This window comes from Anaerosporomusa subterranea, assembly GCF_001611555.1.
Classification (GTDB): Bacteria; Bacillota; Negativicutes; order Sporomusales; family Acetonemataceae; genus Anaerosporomusa; species Anaerosporomusa subterranea.
This window is the reverse complement of sequence record NZ_LSGP01000025.1, coordinates 57,760-78,127: the sequence shown is the minus strand read 5'-3', so window position 1 is coordinate 78,127 and position 20,368 is coordinate 57,760. Positions and strand designations below refer to the sequence as shown.

The window sequence follows — 20,368 nt, the reverse complement described above, 5'->3', positions numbered from 1 at the left end:
GAAATAAAGGAAAATCGCAAATACCTGCAATCTGACAGCGGGATGAGCAAGGAAGCTGGATCGGGTTGAAATCTTTGATATATTAAGGAATGCGTGTAGGAGGAAAAGAGCATGGGAATTTTATTTATCAACGGAAGTCCGGAGAAGAACGGCAATACGGCAGCACTGGCTGAAGAGCTTCTGAAGGCCAAAGAATATGAGACGTTGAACCTCGCGGATTACAGAATCAATACCTTTGGACAGGAACTGCCCGGAGATCAGTTCGGTGAAGTGTTGACAAAGATGAAAGAAGCTGAGATGATCGTGATCGGTTCGCCACTTTACTGGCACAATTTGAGCGGCGCGGTTCGTACATTGCTGGATCGATTCTATGGCCCAGTGAGGCAGGGAGAACTTAGTGAGAGGAAGCTGTTCTTCCTGTTCCAAGGTGCGGCACCGGAGAAGTGGATGCTGGAAGCAGGTGAATATACCATGAAGCGTTTTGCATCACTTTACGGTATGACATATATGGGAATGGCAACGAACAGAAGCGAAGCCAAAATTTTATCAGAAAAACTTTAATCGTTAAAAGATGCCAACCGCTATGTCTGGGAAGAGAGCTGGGAATGGGTAAGAGAGAATCGACTATCGGTGGAAGGCAAGAACTTTACCAAAAAAGAAAGTATGTTTTCTTAATAAAAGGTCCTGTGTAGTCAAGAACCGCTTGCAGTACAGGACCTTCTGATATATCAAGGAGTGAATTTTACCCATATTCCTCTAAAATGCTTGACTTGGTGTTAACTCCAAATGCTAGACTTCTTTATAAGTGAGAGAAATATGCGAGATAGAATTGATTTTAGCAATTAAGTCCGTATTTTAACGTAGTACTATTCTTAAGCTTTGGTTTATGTAAGTTCTGGGTGCGAATATAGGGAAGAGGAGCGGAAAAAGTGAAAACAACGCATGATCAGCAAGAGAAAAGCACAAAGGATTTTACCAGGCGTAATTTTCTAAAATTTGCCGGTGGTACAGTGGCTGCACTGGCTGCAATTCCGTCGTTTAGCCAGGTCATTGCACATGCGCAGGAAAAAGGGCAGAAGCAAGTGACTTGGACTGGATCACACGCTGTTTCGTCGTATGATCCAGGCAAGCCTGTTGTATATTTTACGCGGGACTTGAGCCCGGAAGGCGTACAAAAGATTTATGAAAAGATTAACCAGGGAATTACCGGCAGAGTAGGAATTAAACTACATACCGGTGAGCCGCACGGGCCGAATCTGCTGCCGATTGAATATATTAAAAGTCTGCAAAGAAAGATTCCACATAGTGCAATCGTCGAATGCAACGTGATGTATAAAAGTCCGCGCCGGGAAACAAAGACGCACCGCGAAACGATTAAGAGCAATGGCTTTGACTTTTGTCCTGTCGATATCCTGGATGAGGGCGGGGATGTTATGCTGTCGACAGGTGTGAAAGAATTTCTCGATAAACAAATCGATAATTTTGGCGGAACATTTCCATTTGAGCCAGGAGTTCATTTGCAGGAAATCGCGATAGGGAAAAATGTACGCAAGTATGATTCCTTGTTTGTCTACACACATTTTAAAGGACATGCAATGGGTGGTTTCGGCGGTTCTTTAAAGAATATCGGCATTGGTATGGCCTCCAGGGAAGGCAAACGAATGATTCACGGGGAAGGCTGGTCACTCGGAAAAGGATTCTTGGAGCGGATGGTGGAATCCGGAAAGGCCACTACTGATCACTTTAAAGGTCATATCACGTATATGAATGTTTTGAAGAATATTTCTGTTGACTGCGACTGCGCTGGGGTTAGCGCCGCAAAACCAACTTGTGATGACATCGGTATTATTGGTTCGACAGATATTCTGGCAGCTGACCAGGCGTGTGTAGACCTTATCTATCAGATGCCTGCCGACCAACGCCGTGATATTGTTGAGCGCATGGAATCCCGCCTTGGTTTGCACCAGCTTGAATACATGGAGATTTTAGGAATGGGCAGTCGGGAATATAACTTGATAGAAATTTGATGTATTGTAGTAGGGTTAAATTCTTTGAATTACCCGCGAAGGCAGCTGGGCTTTAGCTCAGCTGCCTTTTTATTATTCTGGCTGGAGACGTTTCTTGTCTGTCGCCGCAGTTATTGCCAGTGCAGGCTGTTAGGGAGAGACCCAGTATTAATGCAAGGGACAACACTAGAATTTTTTCATGACCTATCCCTCCTTGATTTATACAGATGAAACAAGGGGATATGATAGGATTAGGCAATTATTTAATAGGAATGAGATAACGGTTTTCTTTATTTTATAGCATAATAAAGGTGATACATTTTACTTGTACCGGTTATCTCCAGTATCGTATTGGGATAAATAATTGTACAAGGAGGGCTAGAACATTGAGGATTATATTGATTAGAAAGAATACAAATGTGATAAACACAGAAGGAGGTATTTTATGGTAAAGAAAAGCATGTTGGCCGCACTTTTGGCGATGAGTATGACGGTTGGCTCAGCTTCGGCCATGAGTAAGCCTGTCACGATTAAGGATCAAGGGAGCTTTCTGGCTGGCGGCACGGTGGTGAGTGCACCGGGAGAATACGATGGAACAAAGCCGGCGAATCTTGATGGTGAGACACTGCATGGTGACCATGCCTATGTGTTCTACCAAAAGCCGGTCAAGGCGCATAAATACGGGCTGGTGTTCCTGCATGGCGCCGGGCAGTCGGCAAAGACCTGGGAGACAACACCGGATGGGCGCGACGGTTTCCAGAATATCTTTTTGGAACGCGGTTACAGTACCTATCTAGTTGACCAGCCGCGCCGCGGCAAAGCCGGACGCTCCACCGTACCAGAGAAGATTTCTGCGACACCGGATGACCAGCTTTGGTACAATACCTTCCGCATTGGTCAATGGCCCGACTACTACGAGAATGCGCAGGTGCCAAGAGATAAGGAATCGTTAGACCAGTTTTTCCGTCAGATGACGCCGAATACCGGCGCGTTTAATAATGAGGTCATTGCGGATGCTATGGCTGCGGTATTTGAAAAATCCGGCGACGGTGTTCTCGTGACGCATTCGCAGGGCGGCGGTCCAGGCTGGTATACGGCAATCAGGACAGACAAGGTACGCGGCATTGTTGCAATGGAGCCGGGCGCGTTCCCTTTTCCAGAGGGTGAGGTGCCAGAGGTAGAGGCGACAAGCAGTCCGTTCCCGGCAAAAGGTGAGGCTATTCCGATGAAAGACTTCCTGAAACTCACTAAGATTCCTATCGTCGTCTATTACGGGGATAATATCCCCTCCGAACCTACGGATAACTGGGGACAGGATAACTGGCGTGTGCGCCTGAACCTTGCGCGGAAATGGGCGGCAGTCATCAACCGCTATGGCGGCGATGCGACCATCGTTCATCTGCCAGAAATCGGAGTTTATGGTAACACACATTTTCTGTTTGCAGATCTGAATAATGTCCAGATTGCAAATTTGATGGAAAAATGGATGAAGGATAAGGGCCTAGCCAAATAAAGCGAAATGCAAGGCTTTGTTTAAAGGCAGACAATGAACCAGTGTCTGTGGCCAACTGTAGGCAGTGTAATTCGCACTGCTTACAGCAACTTTAATAGAGAAACTATGCTCATTAAAATATTCCAAGAATTTGCTACTCAAGAGGAGATGATTATATGGGGCAATATCGAAACTTCGAGTGGTTTCATTTCAAGTTAGCAATTGCAATGCCTAATCCAGAATTAGCTTTTAGGGGAATGGCATGAAAGGGCGGCTCAGAAAAATGCTGTTAGCCTCCTTACTAATCCTTGCTATCATAGCTCTCGGGATAGTCCTTTATCTACAGCATCCTAAATTTGGGGCTCTGCCAGAAGGTGCACGCCTTGAACGGATTAAGAGTTCACCGCATTATGCTGACGGGCAATTTCAGAATTTAGTTCCCATTCCCCCACGCGCTGCGGGAAGCAGTTCTGTTTCATTATGGTTGGAGTATCTTTTCATTCCCAAAGAACGACTGGCGCCGACAGAGCCTATTCCTGCCGTAAAGACCGATCTGATGTCCTTGGATAGGAATAAGGATATCGTGATTTGGCTGGGACATTCTTCGTACTATCTACAGCTTGGTGGAAAACGGATTCTGATTGACCCGGTATTTAGCTCTTATGCCGCCCCTGTTTCTTTCGTCAATAAGGCTTTTAAGGGGACCAATCCGTACACGGCGGAAGATATGCCGGAACTCGATTATTTGCTGATTACCCACGATCATTGGGACCATCTGGATTATCCCACGATCAGTGCCTTGAAGCCTAAAATTAAACAGGTGATCTGCGGTTTAGGTGTAGGCTCATATTTAGAACAATGGGGCTTTGCGACAAGCCACATCCATGAAGCTGACTGGTTTACCGCAGTGGAGCTGGAAACTGATTTTACTGTTCACGTGCTGCCGGCCCGCCATTTTTCCGGGCGTATGCTAACCAGAAATAAGACGTTGTGGGCAAGCTTTGCCTTGGTAACCCCCGAGCGCCGGATCTTTTTCAGTGGCGACAGTGGCTATGGGCCGCATTTTAAGCAAATTGGCGAAAGTCTAAACGGATTTGATCTCGTTATTTTGGATAACGGCCAGTACGACAAAGATTGGCCGTATGTACACATGACACCGGAAGAAGCGGTACAGGCGGCCGAAGACCTGAAGGCTAAGGCTTTGTTGCCGGCGCATGTAGGAAAGTTCGCCATTGCTAATCATCCCTGGGATGAACCGTTTCAACGAATCACCGCTGCTAGTCAGAATAAGAACTATAGGCTTCTTACGCCAATGCTCGGAGAGCCGGTAGAGCTTGCAAATGAGCAACAAGTCTTTTCTCCCTGGTGGGAAGGAAGGAATTGAGCTATTGATCAATCGAGAGTGTGGGCAGCGCGGATATTCACTGTAGATTGATACTTGTGAGAGAATTCGGCAATCATTTGATACTATTGAGATATCAGTCGCCTTTTCTCCTACTATATACTAAAGATAACTAAGCTTGTTTCACAAGGAAAGGGGGATAGTCCTTTTCTACATAATGGTAATGATCTCAGGGGGCTGCCGAGGGCTGGCAGGATAAAGCTGTAGCCTTTTGGCAGTGGCAATTCTAAAGAAGAAAGAAGGGGTTTTTTATGAACTCGAGAGTAATGGTACGTACAGCAATACTTGCATTGGGGCTGATGGTCATCGGGTATGGCGGGCAGGAAGTTAGTGCACAGGAGGTGAAGCGAGGCAGTCATCCCATTGTGACAATGGAAAAAAGAGTCGCTCAGGAAGTAGATCTAAGCACAATCAAAAGCCCGAATAAAAATCCGTTTGGTCTGGTTTATCAGGGAGCAATTACCCGGAATGTCCCAGGACAGGTGAATATTCATCCAATCACTTATGATTTAAATGGCATAAAGATTTCGGCCAATGTGTATACGCCGGCAGGCTATGATAAGGCAAGCAGCAAAAAATATCCGGCACTCGTTGTGGCGCATCCTAATGGCGGCGTCAAGGAACAGGTAGCGGGTCTTTATGCACAGCGCATGGCCGAAAAAGGCTATATCACCATTGCGGCAGATGCCTCTTTCCAGGGAGCAAGCGGTGGGTTCCCACGCAATGTTGATAAACCGGCCTATAGAACGGAAGACATTCACGGCATGGCAGATGTCCTTTCTTCTTATCCGGGAGTTGACGCAGAGCGCCTGGCAGTCCTGGGGATCTGCGGCGGTGGCGGCTATACGCTGAAGGCAGCGCAAACTGATAAGCGTTTCAAAGCGGTGGCAACGCTCAGCATGTTCAATTCAGGCATTGTCCGCCGTAACGGTTTCATGGATTCTCAGAAGGATACTATTCAACAGCGTTTGCAGCAAGCTTCAGCGGCCAGAGCTCAGGAAGTTGCCGGCGGTGAAGTACAATATACTCCGGACATGCTGGATATGGATCTGAGTGAGGAACAGCTTGCCAAAATGCCGTCTTTGTATCGTGACGGTTATGAGTACTATGGTAAGACGCACGCACATCCAAATTCCATGTTCCGCTATACGGTGAGCAGCAATCTTGATTTATTCAGGTTTGATGCGGCCAACAATATGGATCTGATCAACCAGCCGCTGCTGATGATGGCTGGCAGCAACGCGGATACTTTCTATATGACCGAACAAGCTTTTGCAGCAGCAACTGGCACAAATGACAAGGAATTGTTCCTGCTCCAAGGAGCAACCCATATTCAGACGTATTGGATGCCGCAATATGTGAACCAGGCTATTGATAAATTGACTGCGTTCTATGGCAAACATTTGTAATTGCATGTCCTGGTATATTGCCATACATGCTGCCGGTGGGAAACCACTGGCAGCATGTATGGACTCTGATTCTAAGGAGAGAAAATAATGGGACGACTAACCGCCGTAATCCTGTCGCTTGCTTTGCTCGTTTCAGCAACCGTTTTTTCAGGAAAGGCAATAGCCGCCGAAACAAATAATAGTTCGCAAACAATCACTCGCGTTGGCTCGCAGCCTTCGGAAAAAGCTTCTGAAAAGTATTTTACAGGCAATGTCCGTGTTGATTACCTGTTCAGACCTAACCCTTCTGCACAATTTTCCGGTGCGTACATCACCTTCGAGCCGGGTGCCCGGACTAACTGGCATGTTCATCCGGCTGGACAGCGCCTGGTTGTTACATCCGGCGTTGGTTTAACGCAGGAATGGGGTGGCCCGATAGTCGAAATCCATCCAGGTGATGTGGTCTGGTGTCCTCCTGGTGTCAAGCATTGGCACGGTGCCTCACCAACTACAGCCATGACCCATCTCGCTTTCTCAGGAGTGCTTGATGGAAAAACTGTGGAATGGCTGGAGCAGGTAACCGATAAGCAATACAATGCCAAATGAATCATTTTTCGCATTGCTCCTTTTGGCAGGAAATATATGAATGAATCAACAATTTGGTAGAGTTCTTACTGTTTTAAGTAAAGGAGATGGATTGATGAAGAAAAAAATAGCAGCAATGTTAACCGGGATATTCCTTGCCATATTTAGTATGACTGCTGTTTCACAGGCGCAGCCGACAATTCATTCAGGATTGAATGCTAAGCAACAAGGCATCGTTACCATTGCGGCTTTTACCGCCAAAGGTGATTTGGAAAGGCTGAAAACTGCGTTAAACGAAGGCTTGGATGCCGGACTGACTGTGAATGAAATTAAGGAAGTTCTTGTGCAGATGTATGCTTATTGTGGATTTCCACGCAGCTTGAACGGAATCAATACCTTCATGAGCGTCCTGGAGGAGCGAAAAGCTAAAGGCATCACGGATGAACTCGGTAGGGAAGCGAGTCCTTTGCCTGCCGGTAAAAGCAGTATTGAACTCGGCACGGAAGTTCAGACCAGTTTGGTGGGTGCACCTGTTAGCGGACCGACCTATACTTTCGCTCCCGCTATTGACCAGTTTCTGAAAGGCCATCTGTTTGGGGACATCTTCGGACGCGACAATCTGGACTATCAGAGCCGGGAGATTGCGACTATTTCAGCCTTGGCTAGCTTAGGCGGCGTCAATAACCAGCTTCGCTCCCATTTCAATGTTGGTATGAATGTGGGGCTGACCGAAGCACAGATGAAGAACTTGGTAACGGTTCTTGAAACCAGAGTTGGCAAACAGGAAGCCGACAATGCGACCGATGTGCTGAACAAGGTTATAGAAAGCAGAACACGCAAGTAATTTAAGAGCATAAAAGGTTCTGGGAATAACCACATTGAGCTAATCCGATAGCTTTAGGAACTATTTATTGAAAAAGTGGTGGCTCATCTTACTTGATGCCACCGCTTTCTGCACTTATTCCAAAATAAAGAATTTAAGAACGAATTTGAATTAGCGCCCTTGGAGCCGAAGTAATTTAGAAATATAATACCCTACGCAGGCAAACAGCCCCATTATGGCAAGATAGTCTGCGAAAAAGGCAATCAACGGTTCGTTAAAATCAAAGAATACAAACTCGTTCTGTAAAAAAAGATATGAGCCAATTTGCCGCTGAAAAAAAGCGTACATACCATAAGCGGCAATCAGCAAACCGATTGTGCGTAAAAATATGGTTCGAGGCATGGACAGTTTAGCGATATGGTTGACCTTTCTCATGACACCCCGCAACATGTGTAAATGAAGTCCCATATGCGCTGACATTAGCACAAAGCCCCAATAAGCGCAGAGCATATGTAGGGTTCTTGCAACAGAGTGGCCATCGCTAATGGGCAGAAAAGCAAACACATGGCGGGATAGAATAATGCCGCTGATCATAAGCCCAACTATAGACAGAAAAACGAAAGCAGTAACGATTGTCTGCAAAATACGATATGCGGTATAGTTGCCTTTCAGTAAATGACTGATCCAATTCCAATTCAGGATATGATGTAGGATACACAGCAACAACACACCTGTGCCGATCCATTCGTGGACGGCTTCTCCTATAAGCTCGTATGCCATAAGCAGTAACAAGCCTATTGTTAAAAAGAAATCAATGGCAATTTTACAGAGTGTTTTTGGCTTCATCTTTACAAGTTCTCCTTGAACTCTATTCTTCTGAGAAAGCCTGCCGTATCTTTTGCGGCAGGCTTTCTCTAGGCTGTAGGCTCTTGTCGGAAAGGATTTCTTTTTATATCACCGCTTCTCCGGTTCAACTTGTACAGGTACTTCGTTTGCCAACTCCACCACAAGCTCTCCGGTATAGTTTCGGAAGTGCTCAACATCTGATTCAAGCATGCCGATATGGATAATGTCAACGACGGTTTTCGGCAAATGATCGCTATAGCAAAAGGCCACCTCTGGACCTTCCGGCCAATAGAAGATGGAGCCGATAGCATACTTCCTGGTGCGTTCGCCATCATCAGAAATTGAATGTGGCAGCACAGTGGATTTTACAAGGCCAATACGGTCAAAGGCTTTCAACTTCAGTGGCAACAATTCGATGAAATCCTGCGCTGTTCGGTTGTCTTTCATAGTAGCATACATACTAGTGTTTCCGGCCGTGATTTTAATTCTTCTCTGAACTGTGTAAGAAGCATCACTCTCGGTGGTGATCGAGATACCGGAAGCTTTTTGGGGCGTTGCAGACATGTCAGGCAAACTTGTTGGTTGCATACTATTTGGTGGGGTATTCGCCAAGCCCCAGACAGCTTGTAAAGCGATTAGCCCCAGCACCAGTATGAATGCCGTGGCTTTTCTCATGGCATTAATACCCTAATGTCTTCAACCAGGCAGCTACATCATCTGCACAATTCTGTACGGTATCTCTGGAAACAGTAAAGCCGTTTTTAATAACATTAGCATTCGGCTGTAATGCGGCAATGGTGCTCACCGTATTAGAAAACCCGCTTCCTCCGTGGGTATTGAACGGGACAATGGTTTTGCCGGACAGATCATGACTTTCAAGGAAAGAGTACAAAATCATCGGCATGTCGCCCCACCAGTTGGGATATCCCAGAAAAACTACATCATACTGCCCAAGGTTCTCTACTTTTTTTGCAAGCTCCGGTCTTGCTTTATTATTCTGTTCTGTTTTGGCCAAATCTACCAGTGCTCTGTGATTGGTAGGATACGGTGTTTTCGGTTCAATACGAAAGATGTCGGCGCCGGTATTTTTTTGAATCAAATTCGCCACATATTGGGTGTTGCCTAAAACTTCGCCGTTAATGACCACCGTGCTGTTTGCCTCTTCCTGGTTCATATTATTGGGATTGGTCGTTTCTGGCATGGAAAAGTACACTACCAAAGTTTTCTTGCCGTCTTTATTGGCTGCTGAGGCTCCGGAAGGAGGAACGGTTGTCTTACCTTGCTCGCTATTGGAAGGCTTCGGTTGTGGAGAGCTATTGTTGGATTGATTTTTACTGCTGCCGCAGCCCGCCAAACCGGCCAGCATAATGATCACAGCTAAAACAAGTGTTAACGTTTTTTTCATTATTAGTCCTCCTAATTTACGCAGATGCGCCTATTATTTAGAGCGGATTCGCTCAACCTTATTATGCCCCACATAAAATAATGACCGTTATCCCATTTCTCTCGAATGCTTGCCTAATTGTATCAATCACTTAAAACCATTCGGGGGAGTGCAGATATTATCGCACTCCCCCGAATGGTTTTTATTCGTCTGTCTGTTGGTTATAACTGACTTTTACACGCTTTAGATCTTCTTTCGGCGGCAGGCCAAACATACGGGAATATTCCCGACTGAACTGTGATGGGCTTTCATAGCCTACCCGAAATGCGACTTCAGCGGCATCGGCTGCCTCGGATAATAAGAGGCGCCTTGCTTCGTATAAGCGCAGTTGTTTTTGGAACTGCAGAGGACTCATGGCGGTTACCTCTTTAAAGTGCCGATGAAACGAAGAAACACTCATATTTGCCATTTCCGCCAGATCTTCAATCCGAAAAGCCTGATCATAGCGATGCATGAGGCGTTCAATGACGTTTTTAATTCGATAGGTATAGCTTCCTTCGATCGCAAGCTGTTCCAATTTTTCCCCATGCTGTCCTTGCAGAACCCGATAGAGAATTTCCTTCGTAACGAGAGGGGCAAGTACCGGGATATCGACGGGATTGTCCAGCAAACGAACCAGCCTGAGTACCGCATCCAACAAAGAAGTCTCAATCTGGCTGACAAAAATAGCATGACTGGATGTTTCTTTTGAAGCGATACGAGTTTCTAGATTACTGAGAACATCCATGACATCTTTTGGCGTAAACTCCAGCTTAAGAGACAGATACGGAAGGTTGGGGGAGGCTTCCACAACTTGGCCGATAACGGGCACGTCAACGGATGCAACAAGGTAATCGGCAGGGCTGTACCGAAAGCGCTCCTGGGCTAGCCATACGTCCTTTGCGCCCTGAACGACAATGCATAAGGAAGGTTTAAAAACTCCATAAGCGGGTCCGGTAATCGTTGTCTGGCGGTTAAAAAATAAAGACGGAATAGCGGTCGCATGAACACCGTCCTGGACAGAATAGGCTTCAATAATTTTGGCGAGCTCATCCTGCAGCTTATCTATTTGTTCAGACATAAGATCCTCCTGTTCTTCAGCCTTGAGTAAGTCTATTATAATACACATTTGGCTGCTTGCAAGTAGCTTAGACAGGATTAGGCAATTATTTGATATAAATGAGATATCGGTTGCTTGCCGATTAGATGCATAATGAAGATGGCAAAGGCTATAATGCCTTTGTCATCCAATATCGAGTAGGCAGCGAGAAAGATACCTGCGAGGATTTGGCAGCCGCCATTTTTTATATCTTTAGCAATCGGACTTATTACAAGTTGCTACAGAAGATTACTCTGTATGGGGTAGTTCTGAAGGGGCAAGGATGGCCGCGAATATCGACCATGGTTTCGGGCCTGGCATTGGCACAGCAACGGAGGGATGGCTGGAGGCGGCAGTTCAATTTTGGGAGAAGCATATGGCTTCCCATACTATCAGGCGGCCATCTGACAGTGTGAAGCGAGAAAATAACGGTAGACTTAGTAATAAACGAGAGAAGGAATTAAAAATGCCCCAAAATGTACTTGTATTATCAGCAAGTCCTCGAATAGGAGGGAATTCCGATACGCTATGCGATCAATTTATTAAAGGAGCAGAAGCCTCCGGAAATACGGTAGAAAAAATCTATGTGCATAACCAGGCAATTGGTTACTGTATGGCCTGTTATGCCTGTAAGAAAACAGGTGCTTGTATACAGAAGGATGATATGGCTGCCATTCTTGCTAAGCTGGTGGCTGCCGATGTGATTGTCCTTGCGACGCCCGTCTATTTTTATACGATGGATGGACAGCTTAAAACTCTGATCGACCGCACACTGCCGCGTTATACAGAAATACGCGACAAGGAATTTTATTTCATCGCCACGGCGGCTGACGAAAAAGCTGCTATGGAGCGTACGATGGATGGGCTTCGCGGCTTTACCGATTGTTTGCCAGGTGCTAAGGTCAGAGGGCTTATCTATGGGGCCGGTGCCTGGCAAAAAGGCGATATCCAAGGTAACAAAGCCATGGAAGAAGCGGTGAATAAGGGAATGGGGATTTAATTGATGCAGAAGGAATGCCTGTGATTATAAGATACCAGTCTTCATCGAAATGACTACTTTACATCGCTGGAGATTCATCTGTTGCGCAATATGATAGGATTAGGCAATTATTTGGTATAAACGTGATAGGATTGACTGTTTTATTTGCGCATAATAAAAAGGACGAAGTTGTTCATTCCTTACTATGAATTACTTTAGCAAATATAGATAACAGATAAGGGAGCATACAGAGCATCATGAGCAACATCCGGAAAATTTACATGCTGACTATGATCAGCTTCTTGATTGGCACCTCGCAATTCGTCATCGTGGGTATTTTGGATAAAGTCGCTGCCTCCGCCGGTGTATCGGTCGCAACAGCAGGACAGCTGATTACCGCTTTTGCGCTTGCCAGCGCAATCGGCACTCCCCTTGTCATGGTAGCGACGGCGAAGCTGGACCAGCGCAGGCAACTGCTGCTGGCGCTTGCAATTTTTTTAGTTGGCATCGCTATAACACTTGCCCTTCCGGGCTTTGGCTTCCTGATGGCTTCCCGCATTGTAATGGGGGTCGGAACGGGCGTCTTCGTAGTCACCGCCTATGCGATAACGGCGAAGCTGGCTTCTCCCGGACGCCAAGGTGAAGCCATGTCCAACATATCCATGGGTTTTAGTGCCTCGCTGGTATTCGGCGTCCCGATTGGCCGCATCATCACAGCAGCGTATGATTGGCAGACGATTTTTTGGGGTATCGGCTTTCTCAGTTTGCTGGGAACGTTAGCGGTCGCCCGGTTGCTTCCCGCCCTGTCAGGCAAAACGCCGGCTCCTCTCGGTGAGCAATTTGCACTCTTAAGGAGACCGAGTATAGCGGCTGCCCTTGGAATGACATTTTTCGTATTTATTGGCTTTTCGGTGGTTAATACGTATATCACGCCCTTCCTGGCAGCTCTCAGGACGATGAGTGAACAGGAAATGAGCAGCATTCTTTTCGCCCTGGGCATTGCGAGCTTGATCGGCTCCAAACTAGGCGGGTTCCTGGCGGATCGACTCGGTACTCCTCGTACGCTCATTGGCAGCATGACCGTTCAGACGTTGTCCCTCGCGCTCGTGTCCATCACCTCAGGTTCAGTAAGCTTTACCATCCTGCTGATCCTGTTGTGGGCGACTTCAGCCTGGACGTTCGGCCTGACTCAGAGCTTTAATATCGTTTCGCTTGCGCCGGAAGCCTCCGGTATCATGCTGAGTCTGAATAGCTCCTTCGTGCAGCTTGGTTTTGCCGTCGGTGCTGGCATCGGTGGCATCGCCATGGGAGGCTCGTCAATCATGATCGTTAGTTGGCTCGGTGCCGCAGCGATCGCAATTGCGCTTTGCATCGCGGTTGTTTCTTTCGGCTTTTGCCGCTTGAGGTATCAAACATGCGATGAGTAAATGAATACGAATCTTAAAAGAGACGCTGAATGGACGGACGCGAAACGCTTGGGGATTTGTTTTGAAAGAATATAAACATGATAAACAAAAGGAGGAGTTATTATGCAAAACGTAACTTTGAACAATGGTGTTGAGATGCCTATTTTGGGTTTTGGCGTTTATCAGATCGCCGACACGCAGGAATGCGAACGGTGTGTTTATGATGCGATCATGACAGGCTATCGTTTGATTGATACCGCTGCCTCATATCTGAACGAGGAAGCGGTTGGCCGAGGAATAAAACAAAGTGGCGTACCTAGAGAAGAACTGTTCATTACGACTAAGCTCTGGATTCAGGACACCGGTTACGAGAATACAAAGAAGGCTTTCGAGAAGTCGCTGAAAAGATTGCAATTGGATTATCTGGATTTGTATTTAATCCATCAGCCGTTTGGTGATGTATATGGTTCTTGGCGCGCTATGGAGGAACTGTATCGTGAAGGGAAAATGAGGGCGATTGGAGTTAGTAACTTCCAAATGGATCGTCTGGTGGATTTGATCGCTCATAATGAAGTGGTTCCTGCCGTAAATCAGGTTGAAACCAATCCATTCTGTCAGCAAATAGAAAGTGCCAAACTTATGAAAGAGAATCATGTTCAAATCGAATCCTGGGCTCCTTTTGCAGAAGGGAAAAATAACTTGTTCCAGAACGAAGTTTTGGTATCACTGGCTCAAAAGTATAACAAATCAGTTGCCCAGGTGGTTTTACGCTGGTTGACGCAACGAGGAGTGGTTGCGATTTCAAAGTCCGTTCGCAAAGAAAGAATGATTGAAAACTTCAATGTTTTAGACTTTGCATTAAGCCAGGAGGATATGGAAAAAATTGCAACATTGGATACAAAAAAAAGCTGCTTCTTTTCCCATAACGATCCGGAAATCGTGAAATGGCTTTGTGCCCGTAAGATTGATATTTAAAGATAAAGCTCAATATAGAATAAGTCCATCAAAGGAGATGTTTTGAAACGATGAGTTTCACAATGTATGTACCTACAAAAATTTTATTTGGTGCAGGAATGCTAAGTGAGCTTCACAAACAGGAACTGCCAGGTAAAAAAGCGATGATTGTGATTTCCAACGGCAAGTCAACCAGAGCCAACGGCTATTTGGCGCGAACGGAAGAACAGCTTTGTTTGGCTGGCGTGGAATCGGTTGTGTTTGATAAAGTGCAGCCGAATCCGGTGAAGGACAAGGTGATGGAAGGCGCTGCTTTTGCCAGAGAAAATGGCTGTGATTTTATAGTGGCTCTTGGCGGCGGCAGCTGCATTGACTCGGCCAAAGCAATTGCCATTATGGCGGTAAACGACGGTGATCTATGGGATTATGTCGCCAGTGGCACCGGCAAGAAAAAAACGATTGGTAATGAGCCGCTGCCGATTGTTGCTATCAGCACGACGGCGGGAACAGGTTCCGAGGCGGATGCAGGCTGTGTAATTACCAATCCGTTAACGAACGAGAAAGTCGGTATTAAGACGCCGCTGCTTTTTCCAAAACTCTGCATCGAAGATACGGAGTTGATGAAGAGCGTGCCGCCACTGCTTACGGCTTATCAGGGCTTTGATGCGCTGAGCCATAGCCTGGAAGGCTATGTGTCCAAATTTGCCAATCTCATGAGCGATATGTATGCCATTACAGCAATTGAAAATGTCGGACGCTATCTGGCTCGTGCGGTCAAGGACGGCAGTGATATGGAAGCCAGAGAGCATGTGGCTTTCGGGAATATCCTGTCCGGCACGGTCATGTGCGTCGGCACAACCTCCAGCCAACATTCTCTGGAGCATGCTTTATCGGCGTATCATGAAAATCTGCCGCATGGCGCAGGCCTCATCATGCTCAGCCGTGCCTATTTTACGAACATCATTGAGCAGCATGTATGTGATGACCGCTTCATCCGCATGGCTAAAGCCATGGGCATGGAAGATGCCAATAATCCGCTGGATTTTATCACGATGCTCGAAAAGCTTTTAGAGGATTGCGGCGTAGCCGATTTAAAGATGAGCGACTATGGTATTACACCGGCTGAATTTCCGAAAATGGCTGATAACGCGCTGGGTCCGATGGGCGGACTCTTCGCCTGCGACCGTGCGCGGTTGACCAAGGAAGACTGTATCGCAATCTATGAAAAATCTTATAAATAACAAAAAACGGCTCCGGGCTATAAAATATCGGCCTGTGTAAAATAACCCAAAACTAACTAAAAGAAAGAAGCTGAAAGCATGGAAAAACGTATGTTAGGCAAAAGCGGTTTAGAGGTTTCAGTAATTGGGCTTGGCTGTATGGGCATGAGCCACGGCTATGGTCCGGCTTCTGATAAAAAGGAAGCCATCGCAGTCATTCATCAGGCCATTGATTTGGGCGTAACTTTTTTTGATACGGCAGAGATTTATGATGACAATGAAATCCTGGTCGGTGAAGCATTAGCTTCCTATCACGATAAAGTCATCATTGCAACGAAATGCGGCATTAAAAATGTCAACGGGAAACAGGTGGTGGACGGACGCCCGGAAGAAATCCGCAAATCGGCAGAAGAGTCCCTAAAACGCCTGAGGGTTGATGCAATTGATCTCTATTATCTACACCGGGTGGATACAAGCGTCCCTATCGAAGAAGTGGCGGGAACCATGAAGGAACTGATGCAGCAAGGGAAAATTCGCCACTGGGGACTTTCGGAAGCCGGAGTGCAGACGATTCGCCGGGCTCATGCAGTCTGTCCGGTAACGGCGATTCAAAGTGAATATTCCATGATGTGGCGCCAGCCGGAAGAAGAATTGTTGCCTGTACTGGAAGAACTGGGAATTGGCTTCGTTCCCTTCAGCCCGTTGGGAAAGGGATTTTTGACAGGCGCTATTCAACAGGATGCAAGCTTCGACAACGCAGATTTTCGCCGTATGGTTCCACGTTTTACACCGGAAAACATTGCGGCAAACCAAGAACTTGTAAACCTTGTAAAAAATGTGGCTGCTGCTAAGAGTGTAACCCCGGCGCAGATTGCGCTCGCCTGGGTACTTGCGCAGAACCCGTGGATTGTTCCGATTCCCGGCACTCGTAACATGAAGCGCCTGGAAGAAAATTTAGGAGCGGCAGCCGTCCGGCTGTCTGTGCGGGAACTGGCTGCGTTGAATGAAGCGCTCGATAAAATCAAAGTGTCCGGAGATCGTTATCCGGCAGGTTCCGACGCGGCCAAACGGGTCGGAAAATAGAGTGGTTGCCGTACACAACCTCAGCCATGTCATCAATTAATTTAAAGGAGGGTTCTATGAGTATGAAGCATCGTAAACTATTTGCCGCATTCCTACTGTCGACCAGCATTATTCTGTCGGGGATTGCAATGGCTGCCGGAAGGGACAATCCTAAACCTCTGATCATCCAAGAGCAGGGCAGCTTCGCAGTGGGCGGAACGGTGGTTAAACATCCAGGTACATACGACAACCGTAATTTTAACAATTGGAATCCCATTCCCGAAGGTCAGACATACCATGGAGACCATGCGTATGTATTTTATCAGATCCCGGTGAAAGCCCGAAAACTTCCTCTCGTGTTCCTACATGGTGCAGGCCAGTCTTCAAAAACATGGGAAAGCACCCCGGACGGACGCGAAGGCTTCCAGAATATATTTTTGCGTCGTCAATTCGGGGTCTATCTCATAGACCAGCCTCGTCGCGGTAAAGCCGGACGTAGCACTGTCGCTACTGCGATTGATCCTACGCCGAATGAACAAATGTGGTATGACATCTTTCGTGTAGGACTTTGGCCGGATTATTTCCCCAATGTACAATTTCCACGTGATGCAGAAAGTCTGAATCAGTACTTCCGCCAGATGACTCCCAATACGGGACCTTTTGATCTGGAACTGGTCTCCGCTACAACGGCTGAACTGTTTGATAAAACGGGGCCGGGGATTCTTGTAACACACTCGCAGGGAGGATTGCCGGGCTGGTATGCGGGCATAAAGAACACGAATATAAAAGCGGTCGTTGCTTATGAGCCGGGAAGTTATGTTTTTCCCGAGGGAGAATTGCCCGAACCCATGCCGAGTCTGACCGGTGATTTAAGCGGCCGGGCTGTCCCTGTGGATGATTTCATGAAGCTCACAAAAATTCCTATTGTACTCTATTTCGGTGATAATATACCGGAAGAACCTTCGGAGCAACTTGGGGCAGAAAACTGGCGTGTAAGGCTGCAGTTAGGCAGGAAGTTTGTAGACACGGTGAATAAATACGGTGGAGATGCAACTCTTGTCGAACTGCCGAAAATAGGTATATACGGTAACACTCATTTTCCGTTCTCTGACCTCAATAACGTTCAAATAGCCGATTTGTTGTCCGATTGGATGAAGGAGAAAGGGATTGATAAATATAAATAATTGTAATGTAGCTATCATAAGCGGCTGCTAAAAAGAAATCGTTCATTTGGTTGAGGCATACAACTTGAGGCCGATAAGGCTGTAGAAGCACTGAAAAACGATACGTACGGATTTGGCATCGAACGGCGCAAAAATTGTTCTGGCAGCCCGCAAGGAAGAAGAACTAAAACGGTTAAAGCCGTCCATATGTGATGCCGGTGGAGATGCGGTATATTATGTGACAGATGTAACGAAAAAAGAGCAGGTAGCGGCCATGGTTGACTATGCTCTGCAGCAGTATGGGCAGATTGATGTTCTGATTAACAATGCAGGTACAATGCCGGGGTCTTTTTTATACAAGAATAATACAGAGGAATGGGATCAATTGATAGATGTCAATATCAAAGGTGTTTTGTATGGAATTGGAGCGGTACTTCCTCATATGCGGGAAAGAAAAACAGGGCATATCATCAACGTATCCTCGACTGCAGCCCATGAAAGTGTACTGCCGGGAGTTACCGTGTACTAGGCCACAAAAACAGCTGTAAAAGTAATCAGTGAGGGTCTTCGAAGAGAGGAAGCTATGGCAGGCACCAATATTCGTGTTACCAATATGTCACCGGGAGCTATTGACACGGATTTGAAGTATACAGTGACCGATCCAGAAATGAAGATTGCTGTCATGCAGGCATATAGTGAAAATACTCTTTCTCCGGAAGACATGGCACATGCAATACACTTTGCAATCAGTGAAGAGAGCAATATTGCGATCAATGAAATCATTGTCCGTCCAGCAAATCATTGTTAAAGCAAAACCTGGTTTTGATCCGAAACTAATGCGCTCCTCTAAAAGGGGGGGGCGAACCTTTACGCAAAATTCCTATTTCGCGAATCAGTATCACGATTCTATCAAATGACACGTGGAGTGCACAGTTCTGCTGAAAAGAAAACACAGCCCATGAAGCCAGACGCCGTCTGGGTTTATTGGCTGTAGGAAAATGTGGTATATGTTTCCGCAGACGTAGGCAGAAAACATCAGACAAGTCTCCATTTGGATTCTGAGGCGTCACAGCGGTTACCACCATTGGCTATGTCGATGTTTTGACCGGCCCCTCGCTGATCGGCTTTATTTCTCACACGACCAACCTGCTTGTAACGGCAAGCGCGGGTGTTTGCAAAGTCGTGGGGGCGCTCCCTAATCGACTAATCAATGCTAAATGGAACTAAGAACGAGTGTGAAGCTGAAAGTGAGCCGGTTGAGGTGGTTAGAAATCACCTTGACCGGCTTTTTTGAATTTATTCAGACATGTGTGTGCTGTGGTTGGGGGATAGAAACTAATTCTACGGTCGCGTGTAGGGAGTAGATGATTGCTTCTAAAGTTCCTAACCTTCAGAGACTCCGGGGCGACCTTGAAGTGTCATCATAGTTGCTGTCATTGTGGCTACCAGTTTTGGTTCTTCTGAACCTAAAGCAAAAACTTCGCCTGAGCAAACAGTAATAGTCTTCCCCGGCTTGACGACCATACCTCTGGCTAGAAACCTTTCGCCCTTCGCAGGGGCAAGAAGATTAACCTTAAATTCAATTGTCAGGACCGAAGCGCCGGCAGGCATTAGACTCAAAGTTGCATAACCGCAGGCACTATCAACGATGGTTGTTATAATGCCCGCATGTAGGAAACCGTGTTGTTGGGTAAGATTATCACGAAACGGCATTAGAATCTCAATTTCACCCGGAAAGACCTTGACTAGTTCCGCACCGATTGAATTCATTACCGTTTGCTGGGCAAAACTTGATTGGACACGGTTTGCAAAATCAGGAGTTTGTGGTATAAATCCGTTTTTTGATTCCATATTACTCTCACCCTTTTTTGTATAGTCATTTATTTACCGTTAGGGCTGGACGTACACGATGAGCATCTGATGCAGCAACCGGTATTGTAATTTTTGAGAGAACAACACCAGAGAAAATAAGTGCTGCGCCTATATAGCCTTTTACATTCAGCACTTCATGCAGGAAAATATAGGATAGAACCGCAGAGAATACCGGCTCCAGAGAAAAGATTAGTCCAATCTTTTCGGGTGACATATAGCGTTGTACCATGGGCTGGACAACAAAACCGTATGCACTGCAAATCAATCCAAGGCCAATGATTGCACCCCATTGTATCGATGTTTCCGGTAGCGAGGGGGTATGCTCTCCAGAATTGGCACGAGTATCACGGTGGTACTGGCTAAAAATCCTGCCGTGGAAGCAGTTGTATGGTTTACACCATAAACCAGCCCAGCGAAAAGCAGAAAAAGCAGTATTCCCATCAAGGTGCCTTTTGCTAAGACGGATGAAGTAAGCGCACGAAAGCGGGGTAAAAAGATTACTGCCATACAGGTAAAAGCTATTCCAAAGCGCAGAGCAATTAAATTGAATGGGCTGATACTATCCAGTCCTATTTTCATTAGCAGGTAGGAAGAACCCCATGCGAGGGATACGCTCATCATGAGAAGCTCTGCTTTTTTATTATTCAT

22 protein-coding genes are annotated in these 20,368 nt (G+C 46.4%); 15 read left to right on the top strand and 7 right to left on the bottom strand.

The window, feature by feature from the left end; translation table 11 throughout:
- Window positions 1-111 precede the first annotated feature (111 nt).
- From AXX12_RS15330 to AXX12_RS15300, 7 genes are all read left to right on the top strand, one after another.
- Entirely contained in the window at window positions 112-561 is a 450-nt protein-coding gene (locus tag AXX12_RS15330) for a flavodoxin family protein (protein WP_066244669.1), read from the top strand.
- Between the two features lie 368 nt (window positions 562-929).
- Complete coding sequence (locus AXX12_RS15325) at window positions 930-2,027, top strand: DUF362 domain-containing protein (RefSeq protein WP_066244666.1); 1,098 nt, start codon at window positions 930-932, stop codon at window positions 2,025-2,027.
- A 424-nt stretch (window positions 2,028-2,451) separates the two neighbouring features.
- On the top strand, window positions 2,452-3,519 hold the full coding sequence (locus AXX12_RS15320) for an alpha/beta hydrolase (protein ID WP_066244663.1): 1,068 nt from the start codon (window positions 2,452-2,454) through the stop codon (window positions 3,517-3,519).
- 241 nt (window positions 3,520-3,760) lie between these two features.
- Window positions 3,761-4,882 (top strand): MBL fold metallo-hydrolase, encoded by a 1,122-nt coding sequence (locus AXX12_RS15315; RefSeq protein ID WP_066244660.1) that lies wholly within the window; start codon window positions 3,761-3,763, stop codon window positions 4,880-4,882.
- A gap of 389 nt (window positions 4,883-5,271) precedes the next feature.
- A complete protein-coding gene (locus AXX12_RS15310) occupies window positions 5,272-6,309 on the top strand; it encodes an alpha/beta hydrolase (RefSeq protein WP_066245209.1) in 1,038 nt (345 codons plus the stop codon).
- An 87-nt stretch (window positions 6,310-6,396) separates the two neighbouring features.
- Window positions 6,397-6,894 (top strand): (R)-mandelonitrile lyase, encoded by a 498-nt coding sequence (locus tag AXX12_RS15305; RefSeq protein WP_066244658.1) that lies wholly within the window; start codon window positions 6,397-6,399, stop codon window positions 6,892-6,894.
- A gap of 94 nt (window positions 6,895-6,988) precedes the next feature.
- Entirely contained in the window at window positions 6,989-7,717 is a 729-nt protein-coding gene (locus AXX12_RS15300; RefSeq protein ID WP_066244655.1) for a carboxymuconolactone decarboxylase family protein, read from the top strand.
- 150 nt (window positions 7,718-7,867) lie between these two features.
- On the opposite strand, the gene AXX12_RS15295 is transcribed toward AXX12_RS15300, so the two are convergent.
- The 4 genes from AXX12_RS15295 to AXX12_RS15280 all read right to left on the bottom strand — a co-directional run bounded on the left by AXX12_RS15295 (window position 7,868) and on the right by AXX12_RS15280 (window position 11,046).
- Window positions 7,868-8,542 (bottom strand): DUF4405 domain-containing protein, encoded by a 675-nt coding sequence (locus AXX12_RS15295; protein WP_066244652.1) that lies wholly within the window; start codon window positions 8,540-8,542, stop codon window positions 7,868-7,870.
- 108 nt (window positions 8,543-8,650) lie between these two features.
- On the bottom strand, window positions 8,651-9,217 hold the full coding sequence (locus AXX12_RS15290; protein WP_066244649.1) for a cyclophilin-like fold protein: 567 nt from the start codon (window positions 9,215-9,217) through the stop codon (window positions 8,651-8,653).
- 4 nt (window positions 9,218-9,221) lie between these two features.
- Entirely contained in the window at window positions 9,222-9,947 is a 726-nt protein-coding gene (locus AXX12_RS15285; protein ID WP_066244645.1) for a flavodoxin, read from the bottom strand.
- Between the two features lie 181 nt (window positions 9,948-10,128).
- Window positions 10,129-11,046 carry an AraC family transcriptional regulator gene (locus tag AXX12_RS15280; protein ID WP_066244644.1) on the bottom strand — a complete coding sequence of 306 codons (918 nt, stop codon included), beginning with the start codon at window positions 11,044-11,046 and terminating at the stop codon, window positions 10,129-10,131.
- A 484-nt stretch (window positions 11,047-11,530) separates the two neighbouring features.
- Here AXX12_RS15280 and AXX12_RS15275 point away from each other — a divergent pair, with 484 nt between their 5' ends.
- The 8 genes from AXX12_RS15275 to AXX12_RS19440 all read left to right on the top strand — a co-directional run bounded on the left by AXX12_RS15275 (window position 11,531) and on the right by AXX12_RS19440 (window position 18,656).
- Window positions 11,531-12,064 (top strand): flavodoxin family protein, encoded by a 534-nt coding sequence (locus tag AXX12_RS15275; protein ID WP_066245207.1) that lies wholly within the window; start codon window positions 11,531-11,533, stop codon window positions 12,062-12,064.
- Window positions 12,065-12,300: 236 nt separating this feature from the next.
- Window positions 12,301-13,470, top strand: coding sequence for an MFS transporter (locus AXX12_RS15270; RefSeq protein WP_066244641.1), 1,170 nt, complete (start codon window positions 12,301-12,303; stop codon window positions 13,468-13,470).
- A 102-nt stretch (window positions 13,471-13,572) separates the two neighbouring features.
- Window positions 13,573-14,424: an aldo/keto reductase gene (locus AXX12_RS15265; RefSeq protein WP_066244640.1), complete on the top strand. Its 852-nt coding sequence runs from the start codon at window positions 13,573-13,575 to the stop codon at window positions 14,422-14,424.
- 50 nt (window positions 14,425-14,474) lie between these two features.
- On the top strand, window positions 14,475-15,644 hold the full coding sequence (locus AXX12_RS15260) for an iron-containing alcohol dehydrogenase (protein ID WP_066244636.1): 1,170 nt from the start codon (window positions 14,475-14,477) through the stop codon (window positions 15,642-15,644).
- 78 nt (window positions 15,645-15,722) lie between these two features.
- Window positions 15,723-16,706: an aldo/keto reductase gene (locus tag AXX12_RS15255; RefSeq protein ID WP_066244629.1), complete on the top strand. Its 984-nt coding sequence runs from the start codon at window positions 15,723-15,725 to the stop codon at window positions 16,704-16,706.
- A gap of 56 nt (window positions 16,707-16,762) precedes the next feature.
- A complete protein-coding gene (locus AXX12_RS15250) occupies window positions 16,763-17,869 on the top strand; it encodes an alpha/beta hydrolase (RefSeq protein WP_066244626.1) in 1,107 nt (368 codons plus the stop codon).
- A gap of 112 nt (window positions 17,870-17,981) precedes the next feature.
- Complete coding sequence (locus AXX12_RS19445; protein WP_066244624.1) at window positions 17,982-18,377, top strand: SDR family oxidoreductase; 396 nt, start codon at window positions 17,982-17,984, stop codon at window positions 18,375-18,377.
- A 54-nt stretch (window positions 18,378-18,431) separates the two neighbouring features.
- Window positions 18,432-18,656 (top strand): hypothetical protein, encoded by a 225-nt coding sequence (locus AXX12_RS19440; RefSeq protein ID WP_066244621.1) that lies wholly within the window; start codon window positions 18,432-18,434, stop codon window positions 18,654-18,656.
- Window positions 18,657-19,231: 575 nt separating this feature from the next.
- On the opposite strand, the gene AXX12_RS15235 is transcribed toward AXX12_RS19440, so the two are convergent.
- From AXX12_RS15235 to AXX12_RS19640, 3 genes are read right to left on the bottom strand one after another with little or no spacing between them, the layout of a single operon-like run.
- Window positions 19,232-19,699: a PaaI family thioesterase gene (locus AXX12_RS15235; RefSeq protein ID WP_066244620.1), complete on the bottom strand. Its 468-nt coding sequence runs from the start codon at window positions 19,697-19,699 to the stop codon at window positions 19,232-19,234.
- Between the two features lie 25 nt (window positions 19,700-19,724).
- Complete coding sequence (locus AXX12_RS20215) at window positions 19,725-19,985, bottom strand: DMT family transporter (RefSeq protein WP_066244617.1); 261 nt, start codon at window positions 19,983-19,985, stop codon at window positions 19,725-19,727.
- Complete coding sequence (locus tag AXX12_RS19640; RefSeq protein ID WP_066244615.1) at window positions 19,982-20,368, bottom strand: DMT family transporter; 387 nt, start codon at window positions 20,366-20,368, stop codon at window positions 19,982-19,984. Before AXX12_RS19640 ends, AXX12_RS20215 begins: the two co-directional genes overlap by 4 nt.